A 26209-nucleotide genomic window follows, 5' to 3' on the forward strand; every position below is an offset into this window, starting at 1 on the left:
CGCAGGACGCGCCCGGTCCTTGCCCCGGCACCGCCTCAGTTAGGCTCGTGCCGGTTTTCCGTCGATCGCGCGGCGTTCACCGCGATACCGTCGAGCAGCGATGGCGCGGCCGCCACCTCCATCGGAGCGACCTGCAATTGGCGGCGACGCGCCACAGCCTCGGGCATTTCCCTGCGAATCCAGTCCATCATGCTCTCACGGATTTCGCAGCGCAGGTCGAACAGAGTGGGACCATCCTTGGCGCTCATCAGCAGGCGGATTTCCAGTGTCGAATCCCGGCAATCCGTCACCTGCAGAACCTGCGCACGCTTGTCCCAAAGCCGGTGACGCGTGATCTGGCGGACATACTCCTCACGGATCGACGGGACATCCGCTGCGTGGTCCAGGTAGAGGAACACGGTGCCCAGCAGCTGCGATGTGGTTTTCGTCCAGTTCTGGAACGTATCCTCAAGGAACCGGCTGGAAGGCACGACGAGCCGTCGATCGTCCCAGAGGCGCACGACGACGTACGTAGTGCGGATATCCTCGATGCGCCCCCATTCCCCATCGAGGATGACCACGTCGTCGATGCTGATGGGCTCGGTAAGGGCCATCTGAAAGCCCGCGATCAACGCCTTTAGAGCGGGTTGCGCCGCCGCACCGACCGCGAGCGCCGCCACACCTGCCGAAGCCATCAACGTGACGCCGATCTCTCGCACCCCGGGAATCGAGGCCAGCATCCCGGCGATCGTGAGAAAAACGATGATGAAGGTGCCGATGCGGCTGAAGATCGCAAGGCGGGTACGACGCCGCCGCGCATTGCGGTTGTTTTCGACGGATATGTCGGCGCGGATGACCATGGCCTCCACGCAGGCCCGCAGTACCGCGATCGCGACCCAGCCCGTGAGCAGCGGCATGACGAATGGGGCAAGACGCTCCCACACCGCCTCCAGCGCCGCCGTCTCACGCGCTGCAAGGACGATGCCGATGGAAATGAACGCCCACCGGGTGGGTCGGCACAGGCGGTTGACGACGAGGTCGTCCGACTGGCTGGCGCTGGTACGCGCGATCCGGTGCAGGACACGGAACAGCACCCGGTGTGCAAGGAGCGCCACCGCCACCCCGAGCGCCGCTGCCAGGAAGGCCAGGGTCAACTCCCCTGCCCAGTCCGGCAATTCTGCGATGGTCTGTTCGATGAAGTCGATCATGGCGGTAGAAACGATGCTGCAGCGCACCAGTTTCGCCGCTCGGCGTGACAGAGGGGCGCCGCATCCGGGTTCGGCGCCCCTGCACGATCAGTGGGCCGCGCCCCAGCTTGCACCGAAGCCGATCTCGATACCCAGCGGCACGTCGAGCGTGACCGCCGGAAGCGCCGCTTCAGCCATCACCCGCTCGATCACCGGAGAGGCGGCCGCGACATCCGCTTCAGGCAGCTCGAATACGAGTTCGTCGTGCACCTGCAGGAGCATGCGGACATGCGACAGACCCGCCGCCGCCAACGCCGGGTTCATCCGCACCATGGCCCGCTTGATGATGTCGGCGCTGGTACCCTGGATCGGTGCGTTGATGGCGGCGCGTTCTGAACCCTGCCGTTCGGCCTGGTTTTTGGAGGTGATGCGCGGGAACCACGTCTTGCGCCCAAAGAGCGTCTCCGAATAGCCCTTCGCCCTAACGCCCTCCAGCGTTTCATGGATGTAGCGCTGGATACCGGGAAAGCGTTCGAAGTACCGGTCGATCATGGCCTGGGCCTCGTCCGCCCCGACGCCAAGCCTTCCACCAAGCCCCCAGCGCGAAATGCCATAGAGGATCGCGAAGTTGATCGTCTTGGCGCGGCCGCGGGTGTCGCGGTCCACGGTGCCGAACATTTCCATCGCCGTGCGCGCGTGAATGTCCTCTCCCGCCGCGAAAGCCTCCTTGAGGCTGGGTACGTCAGCCATGTGAGCGGCGAGGCGGAGCTCGATCTGCGAGTAATCCGCCGCCAGCAGCACGTTGCCCGCTTCCGCAACGAAGCAGTCCCTGATCTGCCGACCGATCTCGGTGCGGATCGGGATGTTCTGCAGGTTGGGGTCGGTCGACGACAGGCGGCCGGTCTGCGCACCCACGAGGCTGTAGCTGGTGTGAACGCGCTGGGTCGCCGGATTGATCGCCGCCTGCAGGGCTTCGGTGTAGGTGGAGCGCAGCTTGGAAAGCTGCCGCCATTCGAGCACCTTCGTCGCCACTACGGCACCCTGTCCGGCAAGGCCTTCCAGCACCGACTGGTCAGTGGAGTACTGGCCGCTTTTGCCCTTCTTGCCGCCCTTGTAGCCAAGCTTCTCGAACAGGATGTCGCCAAGCTGCTTGGGGCTGCCGATGGTGAACTCCTGTCCGACCGTGGCGAAGATCTCCGCCTCAAGCGCGCCGATGGCTTCGGCGAACTGGCTCGACAGCCCGGCGAGCTTTTCCCGATCGACCTTGATGCCGTGACGCTCCATCTGCGCCACGACAGGGATCAGCGGGCGGTCCACGCGTTCGTAGATGCGAGTTCCGCCTTCATAGGAGAGACGGGGCTTCAGGCGGCTGTGCAGGCGCCATGTCACGTCCGCATCTTCCGCCGCGTATTGCGTCGCCCGGTCCAGCGGCACCTCGCCGAAGGGTATCGCCTTCTTGCCGGTGCCGCAGATATCCTTGAACGTGAGGGTGGTGTGCGACAGGTGCCGCTGCGCCAGCTCGTCCATGCCGTGCCCGCCGCCGATGCCGTCCAGAGACCGGCCGGCGTCAAGGCAGAAGCTGACGATCATCGTATCGTCGATCGGATGCACGTCGATGCCGTGGCGCGCCAGCACGTTGAGATCGTACTTGATGTTCTGCCCGACCTTCAGCACCGCGTCGCTTTCCAGAAGCGGCTTCAGGCGCCCCAGCGCGACGTCCAGCGGCACCTGCTGCGGCTTTTCAGCGAACATGTCGGTACCGCCATGCCCCAGGGGCACGTAGCACGCCTCGTTCGGTCCCACTGCCATGCTGATTCCGGCCAGGTCCGCGCGCATCGAATCGAGCATGGACGTCTCGGTATCGATCGCCACCAGGCGCGTCTGCGCGGCGCGGGCGATCCACTGGTCCAGTTCGGCTTCGGTCGTGACGCAGGTGTAGGCTTCCCGGTTGACGGGTGGCCATTCGGGCAAGGGCTGGCGTGCAGCGCCTTCGGTCGGATTTGCGCCCGCATTCGACGGCTTGGCGGGGTTGAGTTGCGTCGCCATGGCAGGCGATCCAGTGCCTGCATCGAGCCGCTTCAACAGGCTGGTGAAGCCATGGGATGACAGGAATGCGGCCAAAGGTTCGGGCGGAATGGCATCGAGCTTGAAATCATCGAGCGGAGTGGGAAGGACGCAGTCCTCCTTCAGAGTGACCAGCACCTTGGAGAGCCTGGCCTGCTCGGCCTGCTCGATCAGCCGCTCCTGCAGCTTGGACTTCTTCATGCCGGGTGCGGCCGCAAGCGCGCTCTCCAGGTCACCGTGGTCCTGGATCAGCTTCGTCGCCGTCTTGGGGCCGATGCCGAAGACGCCAGGAACATTGTCCACCGCGTCCCCCATGAGGGCGAGAACATCCCCGACTTTCTCGGGCGGGACGCCGAACTTCTCGATCACCTCCGGGATGTCGATGCGCTGGTTCTTCATCGTGTCCAGCATATCGATGCAACCGCCTTCGAAACCTTCATCCGGCTGGGCGCACTTCCCCACCAGCTGCATAAGGTCCTTGTCGGAGGAGACGATGGTTACGTCCCAGCCGCGCCGGGTGGCGGCGCGGGCGTAAGAGGCGATCAGGTCGTCCGCCTCAAAACCTTGCTCCTCGATGCAGGGCAGGGAGAAGGCGCGGGTCGCCTCGCGGATCAGCGGGAACTGCGGCACCAGGTCTTCAGGCGGTGGCGGCCGGTTTGCCTTGTACTGGTCATAGATGTCGTTGCGGAACGATATCGAACCGGCATCCAGGATGACGGCCAGATGTGTCGGCCCATCCGCCTTGTTGAGGTCCTCGGCCAGCTTCCACAGCATCGTCGTGTAGCCGTAGACCGCGCCCACGGGCGTGCCTTGCGGGTTGGTGAGCGGCGGGAGGCGGTGATAGGCGCGGAAGATATAGGCCGACCCATCGACGAGGTAGAGGTGCTGCTTGGAATCCATGGCAAGACCTCTAGCAGCGCCGCACCGCGCCGTCAGCATCGCTCGTTTTGCCGGCTGCGGGGAACTTGGGCCGTCCTCAGGAGTTTTGGCCCAGCGCTTGAAACGTCTCGCCGCGCTTCCTAACCACGGTATCGAGCCCGTCGTAAGGAGGCTCACGCGGCGTTGTCGCCGACGGGGTAATTCGCAAGAAGAGGGATAAGTTAATGCGCAAAATCGTTCTCGTTGCCACGGCCGCCGCTGCCGCCATGTCGCTGGCAGCCTGCTCGGAAAAGACCCAGGACGCCACCGAGGCTGCCGCCTCGTCGGCCGGTAACGACATCGAGGCAGCCGCTTCGGACGTGGGCGATGCCCTCGGCAATGCCGGTGACAAGGCGTCGGAAGCCGCGAATGACACGGCTGACGCAGCCGGGGACGCTGCCAAGAGCGCCGAAAAGACCACGGACGACATCGCCGCCGACGCCGAAAAGGCCGCGAACGACGTCGCCAAGGAGCTGGACGACCACACGGACGGCAACCCGCACACCAACTGATCTTCCGATCATCCAGACGGAAAAGGGGCCTTCCGGCCCCTTTTTCTTTGCCCGCTGTACGCCCGTTTTCTAGCGGGACGCAGTGCGGGGATAGTTCGGCCCCTCCGCGTGGTAGCCGTTGTAGATGGTGCGCGCGATGCTGGCGATGCGCGATTCCCGTCCCGGTCGCCCGCCCTGGCCAGTGACGTAGATCGCCACTGCGAACACCCGGCCGTCGGGCGTCTCGATGATCCCCACATCGCTTGACGTGTTGTTGAGCGAGCCGGTCTTGTGAGACACCTGCACGCCTGCCGGCACCCCTGCCGGGATGCGACGCTTGCCGGTAAGGCACCGGCTCATCGCGCCAAGCAGCACCCGACGGCTCGACGGGCTGAGCCACTTGCCCTGATAAATGCCTGCCAGCATCTTCACCATCGCCTTGGGTGTGGCGCTGTCACGCTTGTCAACGACCTTTGCCGGATCGATGGCTCCGTCATCACGCACGAGCGTCGCGATGTCCCTGTCGATGTGCCAGTCCTCAATTCCGGCACGCTCCACCCAGGCGTTTACAGCCTTGGGCCCGCCGACCACCTTGAGCAGCGCATCCGTGGCGTAGTTGTTCGAACGTGTGATCATCAGTTCGATCAGCCGTGCAGCACTCATGTACTCACCCGGACGAACCGGCGCGATGGCGCTGGAAAAGGGACGTGACGCCACCGGCACGAGGAGCGGAAACTCGCTCGACAGGCTCCACTTGCCGTTGTCCACGCCTTCGAGGAACGTGGCGGCAATGGCGATCTTGCTGGTGCTGGCCATTGGAAAGCGCTGGTCGCCCAGCACATCCACCATCCGCCCCGAGGTCAGATCCATGGCCGCCACGCCGATGCGCCCTTGGGATGCGTTGGCGACGGCCGCCAGTTGCTGTCCGAAGGGGGACGCGTACGTACGCGGCCCACGCTGGTCAGTGCCGAAAAGGTCATCGAAGCTGTTCTGAACTTCGGCAACCTGGTTCTGGCCGCTGAATGTTTCCGCCTGGGTCGTGATCGGCGCGATCCACGCCGCCATCGCCACAGCGACGCCGAATATGCGCCCAATGCCCGCGCTCCACCGCGCGGAAAGTCGGTCTGCCCCGGTCATGCAGCCCACACCCTACCTTTGTCCATCTTTCGAGATGGTTATGCGGATAGCGACGAAACGCCAGCGGGCAGCGACGAACTGCATCGGACTTGCGGTGATTACCCGCAAGCGCACGTTCCTGTCCCGGCACTGGATTTTGCTTGCGCCGGTGAAGGCAGCGGCTTGCCAATGAAAAAGGCCGGAAGGGCGTCCCTTCCGGCCTCTTGTCATGCGAGTGGTTCAGCGGCGCGGATCGAGCGATCCGCCCCGCCGCCCAGAGCCTCTTAGAAGCCCATGTCACCCATGCCGCCCATGCCGCCGGGCATGGCGGGCATTGCGGGCTTTTCTTCGGCGCGCTCGACGATCGCAGCTTCGGTCGTGATGAGCAGACCGGCAACCGACGAGGCGTCCTGCAGCGCGGTGCGCACGACCTTGGTCGGGTCGATGACGCCTGCGGCCTTCAGGTTCTCGTACACTTCGGTCGCGGCGTTGAAGCCGATACCTTCGTCCGACTGGTCGAGCAGCTTGCCCGCGACGACAGCGCCGTCATTGCCGGCGTTCTCGGCGATCTGCTTGACAGGAGCCGTGATCGCCTTGCGGACGATGTCGATGCCGCGGGTCTGGTCTTCGTTGGCGCCGGTGAGGCCTTCCAGGGCACGCGTTGCGTAGAGCAGCGCGGTGCCGCCGCCGGGAACGATGCCTTCTTCAACGGCAGCGCGGGTCGCGTGGAGAGCGTCGTCGACCCGGTCCTTGCGCTCCTTCACCTCGACTTCGGTTGCACCGCCGACCTTGATGACGGCGACGCCGCCAGCCAGCTTCGCCAGACGCTCCTGGAGCTTCTCGCGGTCGTAGTCGCTGGTGGTGACTTCGATCTGGGCGCGGATCTGCTCGACGCGTGCCTTGATCTCGTCAGCCGAACCCGAACCGTCGACGATGGTGGTGTTGTCCTTGTCGATGGTGACCTTCTTGGCCTGGCCAAGCATGCCGAGCGTGACGCTCTCGAGCTTGATGCCGAGGTCTTCGGAAATCATCTCACCGGCGGTCAGCGTGGCGATGTCGCCCAGCATGGCCTTGCGACGGTCGCCGAAGCCCGGAGCCTTCACGGCAGCGATCTTCAGGCCGCCACGCAGCTTGTTCACGACGAGCGTGGCCAGAGCCTCACCCTCGATGTCTTCGGCGATGATGAGGAGCGGACGGCCCGACTGCACAACCGCTTCCAGGATCGGAAGCAGCGACTGCAGCGACGACAGCTTCTTCTCGTGGATGAGGATGTACGGGTTTTCGAGCTCGACCGTCATCTTCTCGGGGTTGGTGACGAAGTAGGGCGAAAGATAGCCGCGGTCGAACTGCATGCCCTCGACGACGTCGAGTTCGAATTCGAGACCCTTGGCTTCCTCAACGGTGATGACGCCTTCCTTGCCGACCTTTTCCATGGCCTCGGCGATCTTCTCGCCGACTTCGGTGTCACCGTTGGCCGAGATGATGCCGACCTGGGCGATTTCCGAGGAACCGGCGACCGGGGTCGAACGCGCCTTGAGGTTCTCGACGACCTTGCCGACTGCGAGGTCGATGCCGCGCTTCAGGTCCATCGGGTTGGTGCCGGCGGCGACCGACTTCATGCCTTCGCGAACGATCGCCTGAGCAAGGACGGTCGCGGTGGTGGTGCCGTCACCCGCCTTATCGTTGGCCTTCGAAGCCACTTCGCGCAGCATCTGCGCGCCCATGTTCTCGAACTTGTCCTTGAGCTCGATTTCCTTGGCGACCGAGACACCGTCCTTGGTGATGCGCGGAGCGCCGAAGCTCTTCTCGATCACGACGTTGCGGCCCTTGGGCCCCAGGGTCACCTTGACGGCGTTGGCGAGGGTGTCGACACCGGCGAGAATGCGCTCGCGAGCGTCACGCGAAAAGCGTACGTCCTTGGCTGCCATTGTAGAATTCCTTCAGATAATCGGTTGGATGAAAGCGGATCCGGCTCAGGCGATGACGCCGAGGATGTCCGATTCCTTCATGATCAGCAGGTCTTCGCCGCCGACCTTGACTTCGGTGCCCGACCACTTGCCGAACAGCACGCGGTCACCCACCTTCACGTCGAGCGGGGTCACAGTGCCGTTTTCGGCGCGGGCGCCGGTGCCGACCGAGACGATTTCGCCTTCAGCGGGCTTTTCCTTGGCGCTGTCGGGGATGATGATGCCACCGGCCGTCTTTTCCTCGGCCTCGACGCGGCGCACGAGAACACGGTCGTGCAGCGGGCGGAAAGTCATTGGGTGTCTCCCTTGATCCAACGAACTGAAAACTGGTTGGCACTCTCTCGCTGAGAGTGCCAACGGCGAGGATATGGTCCGCTGCCCCCTGAGCGTCAAGCGGGCCGCGGCAGAAAAATTTAGCTGATGTTCAGGTTACCCGTCCGGGTATAACCTCTCCATGCGAAGGAGCTGTGACAGCGCTCAGCCCGGGTTGCCCGACTGTGGCATGATCGGCAGGGCAGACGCCGGAACAAGGCCGAAACGATCCCTCCAGTGCCACCGGCCGAGCAACAGCGTGGCCGCAACCGTCAGCCCCACAGCAAGTCCGATCCATACGCCCACGCCCCGCATCGGAGTGAACAGGCCCAGCACCACCGATGTCGCGAAGCCGGCTACCCAGTAGCCCACGATCGCTATGACGGCAGGCACCCGCGTATCCTGCACTCCGCGCAAGGCCCCCGCCACCACGGCCTGAAGCCCGTCGGTGAGCTGAAATACCGCTGCCACGAACAGAAACTGCACCGCGAATGCCACCATCTCGGCATTTTCCGGTGCCCCGACATCCACATAGGCCGAGATGATCGTGCGCGGGATCAGGAACATGACGAGGGCCGAGAGGCCGACAAAAGCCATGCCGGTCGCGATGGCAGCCCAGCCGGCGCGCCCGATGGCGTCGCGGTCGGCCGCGCCGTAGTGATAGCCCACACGAATGGTCGCAGCCTGGCCGATGCCGAAGGGAACCTGGAACGCGAAGGCCGCGATCTGCAGCGCCACCGTGTGAGCGGCCAGTTCCGTCTCGCCAACGCGGCCCATCAGGAATGCCGCGCCGGAAAACAGCCCGCCTTCCGCGACGAGGGTCGCCGAGATCGGCAGCCCCAGGCGCAGCATCTGCTTCAATCGCTGCCACTCCGGCCGCCAGAAACGCCCGAAGACATGGAACCGCCGCAGCCTCTGGTTGAAACGGATCGCCAGGACGTACGCTATTACCGTCGCGCACGCCGTGATCACGCTCGCCATCGCCGAGCCGGTCAGGCCGAACGCCGGAGCGCCGAAGTTGCCGAACACCAGGATATAGTTGCCCAGCGCGTTCACCCCGATCGCAAGAGCCGTGATGACAGTGGCGAAAACCGGCCAGCCCAGCGCGGATACGAAGGTGCGCAGGACGTTCGATACAGCCATCGGCACCAGAGCCAGCGAGACGACCCGGATGAAGTGGCCGGCGATCCGCGCCACCTGTGGGTCCTGACCCGTCAGCAGCATGATCCGCTCACCCTGGATGCAGATCCCGACAGCCAAGACCCCAAGCCCTACGGCCAGCCACAAGGCCATTCGGGTCGAGCGGCGCACCTCCCTAACCGCGTTGCTCCTGCGCCCGATTTCGGCGGCGATCAGTGGGGCGACCGCGCCCGTCACGCCGTTCAGGCCCATCATCAGGACAGCGACGATGGCGATGGCGAGGCTCGACGCCGCAAGCGCCTCCTGCCCCAGCCGGGCGACAAATATCACATCCACCGCGAAAACCGCCATTTGCAGCATGTTCGCGACGGCAAGGGGCCCGGCGAGACGCAGGGTGGCGCCGAGCTCGCAGCGAAAGGGATGGATGTTGTCGCTCTCAGGCATGTCGAGCCGGGCGATAGAGACGCCGTCCAGCAGAGGGAAGCGATTCCTGTCCGCGTGGCAGAGGACGGCGAGGTGCCCCCTTCCCTGAAGCGGACGATCGCACTACCCCGGTGCTGAACAAGGAGCAGACTGCATGACGAAGCCGGCGACCCTCTTGGCTCTCTCAATGGCCGCAACGGTGGCCGCCTGCGGTGACAAGGCCCCGGATCAGGCCGCCTCCCCCACAGTATCTTCATCGCCTGCCGCTGCACCCGCGCCGGCCGGTGCCGCCGCCCTCAGCGATCCCGCGCCGCCGGCCTTCGCCACCTGCCGCTCCTGCCATTCCACGCAGCCGGGCCAAAACGGCATAGGGCCGAGCCTGCACGGCATCGTCGGCGCAAAGGCCGCCGGTGTGCCGGGTTATGCCTACACCCCTGCGCTGAAGAATGCCGGCATCACATGGACGCGCGATTCGCTCGACACCTGGCTCGCCGGTCCGATCAAGATGGTTCCCGGAACCAGAATGGTCCTGCCCGTGCCCGACGCCGCAAAGCGCAAGGCCATCATCGATTATCTGGAAACCCTGAAGTGACCGCTCATGAGGTGGCCGCCCTGGCCCAGATACACCAGCTCCTCGCGAAGTGCGCCCAGGCCGGAGACACTCGCCGGGCGGAGGACTACGCAGGCTGCTTCACGGCGGATGGCGTTCTCCAGCTCGCGCACGAGACGATCACCGGTCAAGACGCCATCGCTGCCTGGATGCACGCGCCATCCCCCATACCGCCCCCGCCCGGCGCCGCCCCGGGCTTCGTCAGCCATCACCTTACGACGTGCCACGTCACCTTCGCCGACCTCCAGAGCGCCACAGCCCGCACCTACTGGCTCGTCATGAGCGCTGCCGGTCTCGACCACAGCGGCTACTACGTCGACCAGCTGCGCTGCGTGACTGCCGCCTGACGCGTTTCCTGTCGCCGCCCACGGACGCTTTGGGTCAGCCCGAGCAGCGTGCTCCACCAGCGGTAAGGCGCCAAACACCGGTAGCGCGCTTCCTGCAACCTTCCGGAACACAGCACGAGCCGCTGCGCAACGCGAGCCGCGCACATGAAAAAAGGCGGCCCCTCGCGGAGCCGCCTTCCTGTTTTCGTCCGGCAACAACCGGAAGAAGATTACTTGAGCTCGACGGTGCCGCCAGCTTCCTCGATCTTCTTCTTGATGTCTTCGGCTTCAGCCTTCGAAGCGCCTTCCTTGACGGGCTTCGGAGCGCCTTCGACGAGAGCCTTGGCTTCAGCGAGGCCCAGGCCCGTGATGGCGCGGACTTCCTTGATGACCTGGATCTTCTTGCCACCGTCGCCGGTGAGGATCACGTCGAATTCGGTCTTCTCTTCAGCAGCGGCGCCAGCGTCGCCACCGGCAGCCGGAGCGGCTACGGCAACGGCAGCAGCGGCGGAAACGCCCCATGCTTCTTCAAGAGCCTTGGCGAGGTCAGCGGCCTCGAGGACGGTCAGCTGCGACAGTTCTTCAACAAGCTTGGCGATATCGGCCATGTTACTTCACTCCTGATCTGTGGTCCCGCCGCGGCCTCATGCCGGCAACGGGATAAATCGCTTAAGAATCGAATGCTGGGCTTGAAGCTCAGGCAGCGTCCTTGTCGGCGTAGGCGGCGAAGACGCGCGCCAGCTTGGCCGCCGGAGCGGTCGAAAGCTGAGCGATCTTGGTCGCCGGAGCCTGGACGAGGCCGATGAGCTTGGCGCGCAGTTCGTCGAGCGAGGGCATCGAGGCGAGCGCCTTGACACCTTCGGGGGTCAGAACCTGCGAACCCATCGCGCCGCCGACGATCTCGATCTTGTCGGTCGTCTTGGCGAAATCAACGACAGCCTTGGCGGCAGCGACGGGGTCGACCGAAGTCGCGATGGCCGTCGGGCCGGTCAGGAAGTCGCCAATACCGACATAGTCGGTGTCCGCGATTGCAAGCTTGGCAAGACGGTTCTTCGCAACCTTGTAGGTCGCACCCGCATCACGCATCTTTCCACGCAGGGCGGTGGACTGCGCCACCGACATGCCGAGGTTGCGGGTGATCACCACCGCGCCGGCCTCGGAGAAGACCGCGTTGAGCTGGGCGACCGATTCGGCTTTCTGCGAACGATCCATGCCTTACTCCTTCACAATGGCTGCAATGAGCGAACCCACCGCAGCCGGCTACGTATTGTCCAGAGCACTGTCAGCACCCTGGGCGAGTCCGTCGAAGGGGAAGGAGTTTCGTGTTGAACACGAATTTGGCACCACGCTCTAAGGAGCGAGAACCGGGTAATTTCCTTTTCCCCGTCTAGGCTGCAAATTAAGAGAGAAGCTCTCGGCAGCGGTCTCGGACGGATGACCGATGGGAATCAACCCGCCGGTCGAGCGGCCCAATGGCTGATGACCGCATCTGAGTCAAGGCGGCACGGTTCCGAAAAGCCGCGAAAACCCGCGCCGAATTGACTCTGCGGGGCACGTGCCATATATGCGGCGCTCGCTCGACCGCTTCGAGCAAGGCGGGTCCATGCGCGGGGACACGCCCGGGAAGGAGGCGGTCGGGATTTCATCCGACGTAGAAGGCTGCAGGCCGCAGGAGTTCCGAATGGCGGATTTCCATGTGCCAGGCGGCCTTTCTTGCGTTCCGGATGGCTTGCCTCGCGGCAGGCGACCGTCACTCGCGACGACGAATTTTCATGGGGCCGCTTCGGTAGCGAATCGGCTCTCACACGAAGAGGCAAGACCAGCTCATGGCCACCAAGCCCATCGACACCACGCCGCTGGTGCGCACTGCAAAGAAGCGCATCCGCAAGATCTTCGGCGACATTCACGAAGTCGTCCAGATGCCGAACCTGATCGAAGTCCAGCGCGAAAGCTATGAGCAGTTCCTGCGCTCAGATCCGGCGACCGGCTATGTCTCGGGCCTGGAGAAGACGCTGCGCTCGGTGTTTCCGATCCGCGACTTCGCCGGCACCAGCGAGCTGGACTTCGTCCACTACGAGCTGGAAGATCCCAAGTACGACGTGACCGAATGCCGCCAGCGCGGCATCACCTATGCCGCGCCGATGAAGGTCACGCTGCGCCTCATCGTGTTCGAGGTCGACGCCGAGACGGAAACCCGTTCGGTCCTCGATATCAAGGAGCAGGACGTCTACATGGGCGACATGCCCCTGATGACGGAGAACGGCACCTTCTTCATCAACGGCACCGAGCGCGTGATCGTCTCGCAGATGCACCGTTCGCCGGGCGTCCTGTTCGACCATGACCGGGGCAAGACGCACGCCTCCGGCAAGTACCTCTTCGCTGCGCGCGTGATTCCGTACCGTGGTTCCTGGCTGGACTTCGAGTTCGACGCCAAGGACATCGTGAACGTGCGTATCGACCGCAAGCGCAAGCTGCCGGTCACCTCGCTGCTCTATGCCCTCGGCCTGGACAGCGAAGCCATCCTCGAGCACTTCTACTCGACCGTCGCCTGGAAGCGCGGCTCGGGCGGCTGGCAGCTGCCTTACGCGCCTGAAGCCTGGCGCGGTGCCAAGCCGGCGTTCGACATCGTTGACGCCAAGTCGGGCGAAGTCGTGTTTCCCGCCGGTCAGAAGATCAGTCCGCGCGCGGCCAACAAGGCCCAGAAGGACGGACTTGAGGAACTGCTGATCCCGACGGAGGAAATCTTCGGCCGCTATTCGGCCAAGGACCTCATCGACGAGTCGACCGGCCGCATCTACATCGAGGCCGGCGATGAAGTGACGCCCGAGAACCTCGACGCGCTGGACCAGGCCGGCATTGACCGGATCGAACTGCTCGATATCGACGATGTGAACACCGGCCCCTGGATCCGCAACACGATGAAGGCCGACAAGGCCGAGAATCGCGACATGGGTCTGGAAGCGATCTACAAGGTCATGCGCCCCGGCGAGCCGCCGACGAAGGAAACCGCCGAAGCGCTGTTCGACGGCCTGTTCTTCGACGCCGATCGCTACGACCTCTCGGCCGTGGGCCGCGTCAAGATGAACATGCGCCTCGGACTCGACGCAGAGGACACCGTCACCACGCTGCGCGTCGAGGACATCCTCGCCGTGGTGAAGGAGCTTGTCGGCCTTAAGGACGGCAAGGGCGAGATCGACGACATCGACAACCTCGGCAACCGCCGCGTGCGTTCGGTGGGCGAGCTGCTGGAGAACCAGTACCGCGTCGGCCTGCTGCGCATGGAGCGCGCCGTGAAGGAGCGCATGTCGTCGGTGGACGTGTCGACGGTCATGCCGAACGACCTCATCAACGCCAAGCCCGCAGTGGCCGCCGTTCGCGAGTTCTTCGGTTCCTCGCAGCTCTCGCAGTTCATGGACCAGACCAACCCGCTGTCGGAAGTCACCCACAAGCGCCGCGTCTCGGCGCTCGGGCCAGGTGGTCTCACCCGTGAGCGCGCCGGCTTCGAAGTCCGCGACGTCCACCCGACTCACTACGGCCGCATCTGCCCGATCGAAACGCCGGAAGGCCCGAACATCGGTCTGATCAACTCGCTGTCGACCTTCGCCCGCGTCAACAAGTACGGCTTCATCGAAACCCCGTACCGCAAGGTGATCGACGGCAAGGTAACCGGCGACGTCGTCTACCTCTCCGCTATGGAAGAGCAAAAGCACACCGTCGCGCAGGCTTCGGCCGAACTCAACGGTGACGGCTCGTTCGTCGAGGAACTCGTCTCGGCTCGCCAGAACGGCGAATTCGTGATGAGCCCGCGCGACCAGATCACGCTGATGGACGTCTCGCCCAAGCAGCTCGTCTCGGTCGCCGCCTCGCTCATTCCGTTCCTGGAAAACGACGACGCCAACCGCGCTCTCATGGGCTCGAACATGCAGCGTCAGGCCGTGCCGCTCGTCAAGGCCGATGCGCCTTACGTCGGCACCGGCATGGAAGAGACGGTCGCCCGTGACTCCGGCGCGGCAATCTCGGCCCTGCGTGCAGGCATTGTCGATCAGGTCGACGCGACGCGTATCGTCATCCGCGCCTCGGGCGACATTGAACCGGGCAAGTCGGGCGTCGATATCTACCGCCTGCAGAAGTTCGAACGTTCGAACCAGTCGACCTGCATCAACCAGCGCCCGCTGGTGAAGGTGGGTGAACTGGTGGAGGCGGGGACGATCATCGCCGATGGTCCGTCGACCGAGTTCGGCGAGCTGGCGCTGGGCCGCAACGTGCTCGTCGCGTTCATGCCCTGGAACGGCTACAACTACGAGGACTCCATCCTCATCTCCGAACGCATCGTGAAGGACGACGTGTTCACGTCGATCCACATCGACGAGTTCGAAGTGATGGCCCGCGACACCAAGCTCGGGCCGGAGGACATCACCCGCGACATCCCGAACGTCGGCGAGGAAGCCCTGCGCAACCTCGACGAAGCGGGCATCGTCTACGTGGGCGCCGAGGTTCACCCCGGCGACATCCTCGTCGGCAAGATCACGCCGAAGGGCGAAAGCCCGATGACGCCGGAAGAAAAGCTCCTGCGCGCCATCTTCGGTGAAAAGGCGTCGGACGTGCGTGACACCTCGCTGCGGCTGCCGCCGGGCGTTTCAGGCACGATCGTCGACGTGCGCGTCTTCAACCGTCACGGCATCGAGGTCGATGACCGTACCCGCGCGATCCAGAACGAGGAAATCGAACGCCTCGCCAAGGATCGTGAGGACGAGCGTGCGATCCTCAACCGCGCCACCTACAACCGCCTGAAGGACATGCTCCTCGGCCAGGTCGCCACCGCCGCGCCCAAGGGCCTCAAGAAGGGCATCGAGATCACCGACGAGGTGCTGGACGAGGTCGAGCGTCACGAGTGGTGGAAGTTCGCGGTCGCGGACGACCATGTCCAGTCGCAGCTCGAAGCGGTCAAGACCCAGTACGACCTGACCGTCAAGGCGATCCAGGAGAAGTTCGAGGATCGCAAGGAAAAGCTGGAGCGCGGCGACGAGCTGGCTCCGGGCGTCCTGAAGATGGTGAAGGTCTTCGTGGCGGTGAAGCGCAAGCTTCAGCCGGGCGACAAGATGGCCGGCCGTCATGGCAACAAGGGTATCATCAGCCGCATCCTGCCGCTGGAAGACATGCCCTTCCTTGAGGACGGCACGCCTGTCGACTTCGTCATGAACCCGCTCGGCGTGCCTTCGCGCATGAACGTCGGCCAGATCTTCGAGACGCACCTCGGCTGGGCCGCACGTGGTCTGGGCGCACGCATCGGCGAGGCTCTGGATGCATGGCGTGCAGCCAACCCGAACCCGGTCGCAGGGCAGCCGCCCGAGGCCGTGCGTGAACTGCTGACCGAGATCTACGGCGACAACTATGCCGAGGACATCGCGACGCGCACGGACGACCAGATCGTCGAGTTCGCCGATTCCGTCCGCAAGGGCGTGCCGATGGGCTCGCCGGTGTTCGACGGCGCGGTCGAAGCTGACGTGTCCGCCATGCTCAAGCTCGCCGGGCTCGACGAATCGGGCCAGGTGAACCTGTTCGACGGCCGCACGGGCGACAAGTTCGACCGCAAGGTGACCGTGGGCATGAAGTACGTGCTCAAGCTGCACCACCTTGTCGACGACAAGATCCACGCCCGTTCGATCGGTCCGTACTCGCTCGTCACCCAGCAGCCGCTGGGCGGTAAGGCGCAGTTCGGTGGCCAGCGCTTCGGCGAGATGGAGGTCTGGGCTCTCCAGGCCTACGGCGCGGCGTATACCCTGCAGGAAATGCTTACGGTGAAGTCGGACGACGTGGTCGGCCGCACCAAGGTTTACGAAGCGATCGTCAAGGGCGACGACACCTTCGAGGCCGGCATTCCCGAGAGCTTCAACGTTCTCGTCAAGGAAATGCGCTCGCTGGGTCTCAACGTCGAACTCTCCTCGCTCGACAACGACGAGGACGACGACGGCGTGGCCTTGGCGGCGGAGTAAGGAACTCAGGGCGGGGCTTCGGCCTCGCCCCCTCCCCGCCCGGAAAAAGAATTCACCCCCAGAGGGATTGAACTATGAACGACCTGACCAAGTTCACGAACCAGATGGCGAAGCCCGAGACGTTCGACCAGATCCAGATCGGTCTGGCGAGCCCCGAGCGTATCCGCTCCTGGTCCTTCGGCGAGATCAAGAAGCCGGAAACCATCAACTATCGCACGTTCAAGCCCGAGCGTGACGGCCTGTTCTGCGCCCGCATCTTCGGTCCCGTGAAGGACTACGAGTGCCTTTGCGGCAAGTACAAGCGCATGAAGTACAAGGGCGTCGTCTGTGAAAAGTGCGGCGTCGAAGTCACCGTGACCAAGGTGCGCCGTGAGCGCATGGGCCACATCGAGCTGGCCGCGCCGGTCGCGCACATCTGGTTCCTGAAGTCGCTGCCCTCGCGCATCGGCCTGCTGCTCGACATGCAGCTCAAGCTGCTTGAGCGCGTCCTCTACTTCGAGAGCTACATCGTCATCGAGCCGGGCCTGACCCCGCTCGAGAAGTACCAGCTCCTCACCGAAGACGAGATGCTCGACGCGCAGGACGAGTATGGCGAAGACGCCTTCTCGGCCGGCATCGGCGCCGAAGCGGTCAAGCAGATGCTCATGAGCCTCGACCTCGAGCAGGAGCGCGCGGACCTTCTCCAGGAGCTTGAGACGACCAAGTCGGAACTCAAGCCCAAGAAGATCATCAAGCGCCTCAAGGTCGTCGAATCGTTCATCGACTCAGGCAACCGCCCCGAGTGGATGATCCTCGACGTCGTACCGGTCATCCCGCCGGAACTGCGCCCGCTGGTGCCGCTGGACGGTGGCCGCTTCGCGACCTCGGACCTCAACGACCTCTACCGCCGCGTCATCAACCGCAACAACCGCCTCAAGCGCCTGATTGAGCTGCGCGCGCCCGACATCATCGTGCGCAACGAAAAGCGCATGCTGCAGGAAGCCGTCGACGCGCTGTTCGACAACGGTCGTCGCGGCCGCGTCATCACCGGCGCCAACAAGCGTCCGCTCAAGTCGCTGTCCGACATGCTCAAGGGCAAGCAGGGCCGCTTCCGCCAGAACCTTCTGGGTAAGCGCGTCGACTACTCGGGCCGTTCGGTGATCGTGACCGGTCCGGAACTCAAGCTGCACCAGTGCGGTCTGCCCAAGAAGATGGCGCTCGAGCTGTTCAAGCCGTTCATCTATGCCCGCCTTGACGCCAAGGGTCTCTCGATGACCCTGAAGCAGGCCAAGAAGTGGGTCGAGAAGGAGCGCAAGGAAGTCTGGGACATTCTCGACGAAGTCATTCGCGAGCACCCGGTCATGCTGAACCGCGCGCCGACGCTGCACCGCCTGGGCATCCAGGCGTTCGAGCCCGTCCTCATCGAAGGCAAGGCGATCCAGCTGCACCCGCTCGTCTGCTCGGCCTTCAACGCCGACTTCGACGGCGACCAGATGGCCGTCCACGTGCCGCTCTCGCTGGAAGCCCAGCTCGAAGCGCGCGTGCTGATGATGTCGACCAACAACATCCTCTCGCCGGCCAACGGCAAGCCGATCATCGTGCCGTCGCAGGACATGGTGCTGGGGCTGTACTACCTGTCGCTCGACCGCGACGGTGAGCCGGGCGAGGGCATGAAGTTCGCCGACATGGCCGAAGTTCACCAGGCGCTGCACGTCGGCGCGGTGACCCTGCACTCGAAGATCGAAGCCCGCGTGCCGCAGACCGACGAGAACGGCCAGCAGTACATGAAGCGCTTCGAGACCACGCCGGGCCGTATGCTGCTGGGCGAATGCCTGCCCAAGTCGCACACGGTGCCCTTCGACGTCGTCAACCGCCTTCTCACCAAGAAGGAAATCGGTGACGTCATCGACCAGGTCTACCGCCACACCGGCCAGAAGGACACGGTGCTGTTCGCTGACGCCATCATGTCGCTGGGCTTCCGCAACGCGTTCAAGGCCGGCATCTCCTTCGGCAAGGATGACATGATCATCCCGGACTCGAAGGAAGCGCTGGTTGCCGAAACCAAGGAACTGGTTGCCGACTACGAGCAGCAGTACCAGGACGGTCTCATCACGCAGCAGGAGAAGTACAACAAGGTGATCGACGCCTGGAGCCGCTGCGGCGACCAGGTTGCGAACGCCATGATGGACGAGATCAAGGCGCAGCCGATCGATCCGGAGACGGGCCGCATGGCTCAGATCAACTCCATCTACATGATGAGCCACTCCGGTGCGCGTGGTAGCCCGGCGCAGATGAAGCAGCTTGCCGGTATGCGCGGCCTCATGGCCAAGCCGTCGGGCGAGATCATCGAAACGCCGATCATCTCGAACTTCAAGGAAGGCCTCACCGTTCTCGAGTACTTCAACTCGACTCACGGTGCTCGTAAGGGTCTGGCCGATACGGCGCTCAAGACGGCGAACTCGGGTTACCTGACCCGCCGTCTGGTGGACGTTTCTCAAGACTGCGTGGTCGTCGTCGACGACTGCGGCACCGAGCGCGCGCTGGAAATGCGTTCGATCGTGCAGGGCGGCTCCACCATCGCCTCGCTTGGCGAGCGTATCCTGGGCCGTACTCTGGCCGAGGACATCGTCGACAAGGAAGGCAACGCCATCGCCTCCAAGGGCCAGCTGCTCGACGAAGCGGCAGTGGCTGCGATCGAAGCAACCGGCCTCCAGGCTGCACGCATCCGCTCGCCGCTCATCTGCGAAGCGACCCAGGGCGTATGCGGCACCTGCTATGGCCGTGACCTCGCTCGTGGTACGCCGGTGAACATCGGTGAAGCCGTCGGCGTCATCGCGGCGCAGTCGATCGGTGAACCGGGCACGCAGCTGACCATGCGTACCTTCCACATCGGCGGTGCGGCGCAGCTGAACGAAACCTCGCACCTGGAAGCGATCAGCGCGGGCCATGTCGAATACCGCGACATCCCGACGATCGTCGACAAGCGTGGCCGTCGCCTGTCGCTGGCCCGCAATGGCGAAATCGTGCTCTTCGACAACGAAGGCCGCGAGCGCGCCATCCACCGCGTGCCTTACGGTACGGTGCTGCTCCACACGGACGGCGCCAAGGTCGAACAGGGCGAACGCCTGGCCGAGTGGGATCCGTTCACCCTGCCGATCATCACCGAGACCTCGGGCGTGATCAAGTATCAGGACCTGATCGACACCCGCACGCTGACCGAGCAGGTCGACGATGCGACCGGCATGACCAGCCGTGTCGTGACCGAAGACCGTTCGTCCGCACGTTCGAAGAAGAAGGAGGACCTTCGTCCACGCCTTACCCTTCTCGACGATGCTTCGGGCGAAGCTGCGCGCTACATGCTGGCGCCGGGCACGACGCTCTCGGTCGAGGATGGCCAGGTGGTCGAAGCGGGCGATATCATTGCCCGTGCAAGCCGCGAAGCCGCCAAGACCCGCGACATCACCGGCGGTCTGCCGCGCGTTGCCGAACTGTTCGAGGCCCGCAAGCCGAAGGACAACGCGGTCATCGCCAAGGTCTCCGGCCGCGTTGAATTCGTCCGTGACTACAAGGCGAAGCGCAAGATCGCGATCATCCCGGAAGAGGGTGATCCGGTCGAGTACCTGATCCCCAAGTCAAAGGTCGTCGACGTTCAGGAAGGCGACTGGGTCAAGAAGGGCGACAACCTGGTTTCGGGCTCACCCGATCCGCACGACATCCTGGAAGTCCTCGGCGTGGAAGCGCTGGCGGAGTACCTCGTGGCGGAAATCCAGGAAGTCTACCGCTTGCAGGGCGTGAAGATCAACGACAAGCACATCGAGGTGATCGTTCGCCAGATGCTGCAGAAGGTCGAGATCACCGACGGCGGCGACACCACGCTGCTCGCGGCCGAGCAGGTCGACTACGAGGAAATGGCCGAGATCAACGGCAAGCTTCCCGAGGGCAAGCGCCCGGCGGTCGGCAAGCCGGTCCTCCTGGGCATCACCAAGGCCTCGCTGCAGACTCGCTCGTTCATCTCGGCAGCGTCCTTCCAGGAAACCACCCGCGTGCTCACGCAGGCGGCCGTGGAAGGCAAGAAGGACTCGCTGATCGGTCTGAAGGAAAACGTCATCGTGGGTCGCCTTATCCCGGCGGGCACCGGTGCCGGCATGAACCGCGTCCGGGTTGCGGCCTCCAGCCGCGACGCAGCCCTGCGCGCGGCCACCCGCCGCATGCAGGAAGCCATGATCCTCGCCAACACGGCTGAGGAAGAGCATCAGGCGGAACTGGCCCGCGACCCTGCGGACGATCTCGGCGATAGCCCGCTCGCGGCGGTCGAGGGTGAAACCCACGGCACCGACGCCGATGCAGGCGATTACCTGATCAAGGGTGACGATCAGGGCGACACGGCCGAATAAGCCGGCCTGACCGCAAGCCAACGAATTGGCCCCGTCGGAGCGATCCGGCGGGGCTTTTTCGTGAACCGCTTCTGTAACCAAAAAGTCACACCTTCTGCATCTTTGCACCGCACCGGAACCCTGCATTCCGCCGGGCGCTTAACCTGCGAGACGGATGGAACGTCGAGATCGTTGAGTGCAGCCGGTTGATCGGGCCTGGCGGGGTTTCCTGTACCAGGCAGACTTGCCGCCGGACCGGGCACTCATGGTCCTCAGGGATGCGTCCACCACCCTCGCCCGGTGAACACATGTCGGGAAGCCGAATGCTTCCTCGGTACGGAGTATTATGATGAAGAAAATCGCCCTTCTGGCGGCCGCCTTGGTGGCCTCGCTTCCCGCAGCGGCTTTCGCACAGGACCAAAGCACCACCACCGCCGCGGACACGGCACCCGACGGCACCCCCGCCTTCGGCATCGAGCCTTACGTCGGCATCATGGGTGGCTATGACACTTATGATCGCAACAGCGAGTTCGGCTCGCCTCGCGGTGGCAACATGAACGGCGGACTCATCCAGGGTGTGCTTGGCGTGAATGTCCCGCTTGGCCCCGTTTTCGTTGGTGTCGAAGGCAATGTGGCGAAAGGCTTTGGAGATATCGACTGGGAATACGGGGTGAAGGGTCGCCTTGGCGCCCGCGCAGGCGATAGCGGCATGATCTACGCCAGCGCCGGGCACGAATGGGTAAACGGGAAGCGCGCCTATTCCGACGAGAAGGACTGGATCTACGGTGTCGGCGTTGAAGTTGGCCCCAAGGACATCGGTCTGGGTGGCATCACCGGCAACAGCGGCATCCGCTTCCGTTTCGAGGTCGACACCTACGACTTCGACAGCATCCGTCCGATGGCCGGCGCCGTCTTCCACTTCTGATCGCCTTTAGCGAACAGCACGTCAGCCTCGCCTGACAAAGAAGAAGCCGCCCCCGGTTCACCCGCGGGGCGGCTTTTCTGTTCCTGAAGAGACGGTCGGTTCAGCAATCAGGAGCCGCACTGGCGCGCAGCTCCGTCTGCTCAGCTCATTCCGCCGCCTGAGCCTCAACGGCGTTTGCAGCCTCTATCTGCGCTGCCTTGGCCTCCACCAGCGAGACGATGTGGTCCAGCATCTCCTCGCTCTGGACGGTATGGTCGGTCACGCCTGACAGGTAGACCATGTGCTTGCCGTTGCCGCCGCCCGTCAGGCCGATGTCGGTCTCTCGCGCCTCTCCGGGACCGTTCACGACACAGCCAAGTACGGAGAGCGAAAGCGGTGTCTTGATGTGCTGCAAGCGCTCTTCCAGCGCTTCCACGGTGCGAATGACGTCGAAACCCTGACGCGCGCAGGACGGGCAGGAAACGACACGAACGCCGCGGGTGCGCAGGCCAAGCGCCTTCAGCATCTCGAAACCGACGCGCACTTCCTCCTCCGGTTCGGCCGAGAGCGACACGCGCAGGGTGTCGCCGATGCCTGACCACAGGAGCATTCCCATGCCGATCGAGGACTTCACGGTGCCGCCGATCAGGCCGCCCGCCTCAGTAATCCCCAGGTGCAGCGGGCAGTCAACCGCCTCGGCCAGCCCCTGGTAAGCGGCAACGGCGAGGAAGACGTCGCTGGCCTTCACGGCCACCTTGTATTGGTGAAAGTCGTGGTCCTGCAGCAACTTGATATGATCAAGCGCTGATTCCACAAGCGCTTCGGGGCAAGGTTCGCCATACTTCTCAAGAAGATCCTTCTCGAGACTCCCGGCGTTGACGCCGATGCGAATTGCGCAGCCATTCGCCTTGGCAGCCCGCACCACTTCGGCAACGCGATCGTCGCCGCCGATGTTGCCCGGATTGATGCGCAGACAGGCCGCCCCCGCATCCGCCGCTTCCAGCGCACGCTTGTAGTGGAAGTGGATGTCGGCGATCAGCGGCACTCGCGCCTCTCGGGCGATCTGGCGGAACGCTGCCGTGCTTTCCACATCCGGGCAGGAAACGCGGATGAGGTCAGCCCCTGCATCTTCGCAGCGGCGAATCTGGTCGATCGTCGCCTTCGCGTCGGATGTCAGGGTGTTGGTCATGGTCTGGACCGTGATCGGGGCGTCGCCACCCACGGGCACGGTGCCGACCATGATCTGGCGGCTCTTGCGGCGCTCGATATCGCGCCATGGACGAACGGAGGACATGCCTTCTCTATAGGCGCATGAGGTGACGGTTTGAAGCCGCTTTACGTCGCAACAACGCCGGGTCTTCTTCCCCTGAAAGCAGGGGGTGTATCAGCTGTGATCCGTCCACCCTCCCGAGCCTCTCCGAAGTGTTCAAAGGGTGGCGAAGCTCCAGACGGGCCGGAGCGCGCGCCTAAAGGAGCCTGGCGAAGAGGAACTCCTCATCCCGGTGATCCCCAACCATGAAATGAATGTCCGCAACTTTCGAGAAGCCATAGCGAGCGTAGAACTTCTGTGCGCCTGGATTGTCCGAATAGACGGACAGCTGCATCTCGTCCGCCCCGAAGATCGCGGCTTCCGCCAGCGCCCAGTCCATCAGTTGCGAGCCGATACCTTGTCCCGTCGCCTCGGGGTCGGTGTAGAGTTGCTTGAGCTCGATGGTGCGCTGGCCCCGTGCATACTCGGGCCAGGCGCAGTTCATCACCAGCTTGCAGAACCCGAGCAGACGCCCCTGCTCTTCGGCCACCATGATGCGCATCCCGGGATCATCAAGTTCCGTGGCTATCTTTTCTTCCGAGTGCGAAGCCGCAAGAAAGGCCGCCAGATTTTCCGGCACGTAGAGGTGACCGAACTTGGCAACGAAGCTGCGGGCGCCAAGATCTGCGAGTGCCGAAGCATCATCGGTGCGCGCGAGGCGTAGGCTCATCGTCAATTGCTGCTTTGTCCCTGTCAAAGATGAGGGGCCGACGGACCAGCGGGAGGTTGCCGCGAGGGTTCAAAGGGCACCCACGCTGACGCTGACCACAATCGCGCCTGCCGACCCACCGCCTCGTGACGGGAACCGCTTACCGCTCAGGCGGTATTCGACCGTTCCAAGGCGGTGAACAGGCTATCAGCTTTATTCCACCGTCACGCTTTTGGCGAGGTTTCGGGGCTGGTCCACGTCGGTGCCCTTTGCACAAGCCACATGATAGGCCAGAAGCTGGACCGGCACTGCGTAGATGAGCGGAGCGATCAGGGGATGCACCTGCGGCATCTCGATCGTCGCGATGCAGCCGTCACCGGCTTCGGCAATGCCGGCAGCGTCGGAGATCAGCACGACCTTGCCGCCGCGGGCGCGCACCTCCTGCATGTTGCTGACGGTCTTCTCGAACAGCGGGCCTGAAGGGGCCAGAACGATGACGGGCACCGCCTCGTCGATGAGCGCGATGGGGCCATGCTTCATCTCCCCGGAAGCATAGCCTTCAGCATGAATGTAGCTGATTTCCTTCAGCTTCAGCGCCCCTTCGAGAGCAAGCGGGTAATCCGGCCCACGGCCGAGATACAGCACGTCGCGTGCGGGAGCGATGAGGTGCGCCATAGCCGCGATCTCGTCGTCATGGGCCAGTGCGGCGTTGAAGCAGGCAGGCACCTCGAGCAGATGCTGGACGACCTCGGCCTCTTCCGCCCGGTCCATCCGGCCCCGCTTCACCGCGAGGTGAGCAGCCAGCGCGGCCAGAACGGCGAGCTGGCAAGTGAAGGCCTTGGTCGAGGCGACGCCGATTTCCGGACCCGCGTGTGTGGGAAGGAGGAGGTCCGCCTCCCGCGCCATGGAACTGGTCGGCACATTGACGACAACGGCAATGGTCTGACCGGCCGCCCTGCAATGGCGAAGGGCGGCAAGGGTGTCGGCCGTTTCGCCCGACTGGGAAATGAAAAGTGCCAGCCCGCCCGGTTCGAGGACCGGATCGCGGTAGCGAAATTCGCTGGCGACATCGATATCGACCGGGAGCCGCGCGAATGTCTCGAGCCAGTACTTGGCAATCATGCCCGCATAGTAGCTCGTTCCGCATGCCACGATGGTGATGCGCTTGATCGTGGAAAGATCGAAATCGATCTGCGGCAGAGCCACAGATTGATCGACCTGGCGGAGATAGGAACGGAGCGTCTGCGCCACGACAGTCGGCTGCTCGAAGATCTCCTTCTGCATGAAGTGGCGATAGTTCCCCTTCTCGATCGCGATGACCGAAGCGCCCGAGTGGACCACCTCGCGCTCGACCGGATTGTTCTGGGCATCATAGATGCGCGCGCCGTCGCGCGTGATGACGACCCAATCGCCTTCCTCCAGATACGTGATCTGCTGGGTCAAAGGCGCCAAAGCCAGAGCGTCGGAACCTAGGTAGGTTTCACCGTCTCCATAGCCGACCACGAGCGGCGACCCCAGCCGTGCGCCGATCAGCATGTTCGGGTAGCGTTTGAAGGCGATTGCCAGGGCGAAGGCACCGCGCAGTTCTGGAAGGACAGCTTTGACCGCGTCTTCCGGCGCCAGTCCCGCTTCTACCTGCTCCGATATGAGGTGAGCCACCACTTCCGTGTCGGTCTGGCTTTCAAATGTCCGACCACGGGCTTCGAGCCCCTCGCGCAGCGGCTTGAAGTTCTCGATGATGCCGTTGTGAACCAGCGCCAGTTCGGACGTCGCATGGGGGTGGGCATTGACAGCTGTCGGTGCTCCATGGGTCGCCCAGCGGGTATGCGCGATACCGGTGAAGCCAGGGGCAGGATTGCCGCCGATTTCCTTCACCAGGTTGTTTAGCTTCCCTTCGGCGCGGCGACGGACAAGCTCGCCCTGGAAAAGCGTACAGACGCCTGCGCTGTCATAGCCGCGGTACTCCATACGCCGTAAGCCGTCGACCAGGCGATCTGCCACGTCTTCCTTACCGACAATGCCGATGATGCCACACATTAAGCTCGTCTTTCGCTAAAGAGTACAGGGGACGCGGATCTCCGATCTCGTGTCCGGCAGATCCCTGATATCGCAGGTTTGAGATACGTTTTTGCTGCATCGGCTTCGTAGGGCGCACAGCAGGTCGCGGGTGGGACCCGGCCGAAAGCGTCCACCGCAAGGCTGCCGCCTGAACGTGTCGATGAAGTCCGGGGCGTACGATCAGCGAAAGGTGCTGGTTCGCCAACTTGCCCCCACCCGCCGCGATCAGTGGGGATCGAGCGAGTCGAAACCATCGATCGCGGGGCAGTGATGCCGGCCCTAGAAAATCCGGCGCTGCGCATCGCACGGATCCTACACGGCATCTGCATGTGTGGGATCCTCAGCGCAGCAGCCTTCTCGCTCCGCAGGTAAATGTCAAAGCCAGAAAAGCCAGCCAGATCATGCCGCATC

17 protein-coding genes are annotated in these 26209 nt (G+C 63.9%); 6 read left to right on the forward strand and 11 right to left on the reverse strand.

Annotated features, from left to right (window positions below; genetic code table 11):
• Positions 1-35: 35 nt before the first annotated feature.
• Positions 36-1187: a mechanosensitive ion channel family protein gene (locus C2R25_RS10300; RefSeq protein WP_103729094.1), complete on the reverse strand. Its 1152-nt coding sequence runs from the start codon at positions 1185-1187 to the stop codon at positions 36-38.
• A gap of 87 nt (positions 1188-1274) precedes the next feature.
• Positions 1275-4130 (reverse strand): DNA polymerase I, encoded by a 2856-nt coding sequence (gene polA / locus C2R25_RS10305; RefSeq protein WP_103729314.1) that lies wholly within the window; start codon positions 4128-4130, stop codon positions 1275-1277.
• 203 nt (positions 4131-4333) lie between these two features.
• Here polA and C2R25_RS10310 point away from each other — a divergent pair, with 203 nt between their 5' ends.
• Positions 4334-4660: a hypothetical protein gene (locus tag C2R25_RS10310; protein WP_103729095.1), complete on the forward strand. Its 327-nt coding sequence runs from the start codon at positions 4334-4336 to the stop codon at positions 4658-4660.
• 69 nt (positions 4661-4729) lie between these two features.
• Here C2R25_RS10310 and C2R25_RS10315 read toward each other — a convergent pair whose 3' ends face one another.
• The 4 genes from C2R25_RS10315 to C2R25_RS10330 all read right to left on the reverse strand — a co-directional run bounded on the left by C2R25_RS10315 (position 4730) and on the right by C2R25_RS10330 (position 9618).
• Complete coding sequence (locus C2R25_RS10315; protein WP_103729096.1) at positions 4730-5776, reverse strand: serine hydrolase; 1047 nt, start codon at positions 5774-5776, stop codon at positions 4730-4732.
• A gap of 263 nt (positions 5777-6039) precedes the next feature.
• Positions 6040-7683, reverse strand: a complete 1644-nt coding sequence (gene groL / locus C2R25_RS10320) for a chaperonin GroEL (protein WP_103729097.1) — start codon at positions 7681-7683, stop codon at positions 6040-6042.
• Positions 7684-7728: 45 nt separating this feature from the next.
• Positions 7729-8016 (reverse strand): co-chaperone GroES, encoded by a 288-nt coding sequence (gene groES / locus C2R25_RS10325; RefSeq protein WP_103729098.1) that lies wholly within the window; start codon positions 8014-8016, stop codon positions 7729-7731.
• A 183-nt stretch (positions 8017-8199) separates the two neighbouring features.
• Complete coding sequence (locus C2R25_RS10330; protein WP_103729099.1) at positions 8200-9618, reverse strand: MATE family efflux transporter; 1419 nt, start codon at positions 9616-9618, stop codon at positions 8200-8202.
• Positions 9619-9751: 133 nt separating this feature from the next.
• On the opposite strand from C2R25_RS10330, the gene C2R25_RS10335 reads away from it, so the two are divergent.
• Positions 9752-10189 (forward strand): cytochrome c family protein, encoded by a 438-nt coding sequence (locus C2R25_RS10335; RefSeq protein WP_103729100.1) that lies wholly within the window; start codon positions 9752-9754, stop codon positions 10187-10189.
• The gene (locus tag C2R25_RS10340) at positions 10186-10554 is read left to right on the forward strand and encodes a nuclear transport factor 2 family protein (RefSeq protein ID WP_103729101.1); all 369 of its coding nucleotides are present in this window, start codon (positions 10186-10188) and stop codon (positions 10552-10554) included. The genes C2R25_RS10335 and C2R25_RS10340 overlap by 4 nt, the downstream gene beginning before the upstream one ends.
• A gap of 209 nt (positions 10555-10763) precedes the next feature.
• Here the strand turns inward: C2R25_RS10340 and rplL are convergent, their stop codons facing one another.
• Entirely contained in the window at positions 10764-11141 is a 378-nt protein-coding gene (rplL, locus tag C2R25_RS10345) for a 50S ribosomal protein L7/L12 (RefSeq protein WP_103729102.1), read from the reverse strand.
• A gap of 88 nt (positions 11142-11229) precedes the next feature.
• Positions 11230-11745 carry a 50S ribosomal protein L10 gene (gene rplJ / locus C2R25_RS10350; RefSeq protein WP_103729103.1) on the reverse strand — a complete coding sequence of 172 codons (516 nt, stop codon included), beginning with the start codon at positions 11743-11745 and terminating at the stop codon, positions 11230-11232.
• 614 nt (positions 11746-12359) lie between these two features.
• On the opposite strand from rplJ, the gene rpoB reads away from it, so the two are divergent.
• The 3 genes from rpoB to C2R25_RS10365 all read left to right on the forward strand — a co-directional run bounded on the left by rpoB (position 12360) and on the right by C2R25_RS10365 (position 21803).
• A complete protein-coding gene (gene rpoB / locus C2R25_RS10355) occupies positions 12360-16526 on the forward strand; it encodes a DNA-directed RNA polymerase subunit beta (RefSeq protein ID WP_103729104.1) in 4167 nt (1388 codons plus the stop codon).
• Between the two features lie 74 nt (positions 16527-16600).
• Positions 16601-20899, forward strand: a complete 4299-nt coding sequence (rpoC, locus tag C2R25_RS10360) for a DNA-directed RNA polymerase subunit beta' (protein ID WP_103729105.1) — start codon at positions 16601-16603, stop codon at positions 20897-20899.
• Positions 20900-21227: 328 nt separating this feature from the next.
• On the forward strand, positions 21228-21803 hold the full coding sequence (locus C2R25_RS10365) for an opacity protein (RefSeq protein WP_103729106.1): 576 nt from the start codon (positions 21228-21230) through the stop codon (positions 21801-21803).
• A gap of 145 nt (positions 21804-21948) precedes the next feature.
• Here the strand turns inward: C2R25_RS10365 and ispG are convergent, their stop codons facing one another.
• The 3 genes from ispG to glmS all read right to left on the reverse strand — a co-directional run bounded on the left by ispG (position 21949) and on the right by glmS (position 25777).
• On the reverse strand, positions 21949-23076 hold the full coding sequence (ispG, locus tag C2R25_RS10370) for a flavodoxin-dependent (E)-4-hydroxy-3-methylbut-2-enyl-diphosphate synthase (RefSeq protein WP_103729107.1): 1128 nt from the start codon (positions 23074-23076) through the stop codon (positions 21949-21951).
• 172 nt (positions 23077-23248) lie between these two features.
• The gene (locus tag C2R25_RS10375) at positions 23249-23761 is read right to left on the reverse strand and encodes a GNAT family N-acetyltransferase (protein WP_103729108.1); all 513 of its coding nucleotides are present in this window, start codon (positions 23759-23761) and stop codon (positions 23249-23251) included.
• A gap of 192 nt (positions 23762-23953) precedes the next feature.
• Positions 23954-25777 carry a glutamine--fructose-6-phosphate transaminase (isomerizing) gene (gene glmS, locus C2R25_RS10380; RefSeq protein ID WP_103729109.1) on the reverse strand — a complete coding sequence of 608 codons (1824 nt, stop codon included), beginning with the start codon at positions 25775-25777 and terminating at the stop codon, positions 23954-23956.
• Between the last annotated feature and the right edge of the window lie 432 nt (positions 25778-26209).

The organism is Novosphingobium sp. HII-3 (assembly GCF_002916655.1).
In the GTDB taxonomy this organism is placed as follows: domain Bacteria; phylum Pseudomonadota; class Alphaproteobacteria; order Sphingomonadales; family Sphingomonadaceae; genus Novosphingobium; species Novosphingobium panipatense.

Coding starts and splice junctions, on each gene's coding strand:
- C2R25_RS10300 (WP_103729094.1), bottom strand. CDS start 1,187: ATGATCGACTTCATCGAACAGACCATCGCAGAATTGCCGGACTGGGCA.
- rplJ (WP_103729103.1), bottom strand. CDS start 11,745: ATGGATCGTTCGCAGAAAGCCGAATCGGTCGCCCAGCTCAACGCGGTC.
- ispG (WP_103729107.1), bottom strand. CDS start 23,076: ATGTCCTCCGTTCGTCCATGGCGCGATATCGAGCGCCGCAAGAGCCGC.
- rpoC (WP_103729105.1), top strand. CDS start 16,601: ATGAACGACCTGACCAAGTTCACGAACCAGATGGCGAAGCCCGAGACG.
- C2R25_RS10365 (WP_103729106.1), top strand. CDS start 21,228: ATGAAGAAAATCGCCCTTCTGGCGGCCGCCTTGGTGGCCTCGCTTCCC.
- C2R25_RS10335 (WP_103729100.1), top strand. CDS start 9,752: ATGACGAAGCCGGCGACCCTCTTGGCTCTCTCAATGGCCGCAACGGTG.
- C2R25_RS10375 (WP_103729108.1), bottom strand. CDS start 23,761: ATGAGCCTACGCCTCGCGCGCACCGATGATGCTTCGGCACTCGCAGAT.
- rplL (WP_103729102.1), bottom strand. CDS start 11,141: ATGGCCGATATCGCCAAGCTTGTTGAAGAACTGTCGCAGCTGACCGTC.
- rpoB (WP_103729104.1), top strand. CDS start 12,360: ATGGCCACCAAGCCCATCGACACCACGCCGCTGGTGCGCACTGCAAAG.
- C2R25_RS10315 (WP_103729096.1), bottom strand. CDS start 5,776: ATGACCGGGGCAGACCGACTTTCCGCGCGGTGGAGCGCGGGCATTGGG.
- polA (WP_103729314.1), bottom strand. CDS start 4,130: ATGGATTCCAAGCAGCACCTCTACCTCGTCGATGGGTCGGCCTATATC.
- groES (WP_103729098.1), bottom strand. CDS start 8,016: ATGACTTTCCGCCCGCTGCACGACCGTGTTCTCGTGCGCCGCGTCGAG.
- C2R25_RS10310 (WP_103729095.1), top strand. CDS start 4,334: ATGCGCAAAATCGTTCTCGTTGCCACGGCCGCCGCTGCCGCCATGTCG.
- groL (WP_103729097.1), bottom strand. CDS start 7,683: ATGGCAGCCAAGGACGTACGCTTTTCGCGTGACGCTCGCGAGCGCATT.
- glmS (WP_103729109.1), bottom strand. CDS start 25,777: ATGTGTGGCATCATCGGCATTGTCGGTAAGGAAGACGTGGCAGATCGC.
- C2R25_RS10330 (WP_103729099.1), bottom strand. CDS start 9,618: ATGCCTGAGAGCGACAACATCCATCCCTTTCGCTGCGAGCTCGGCGCC.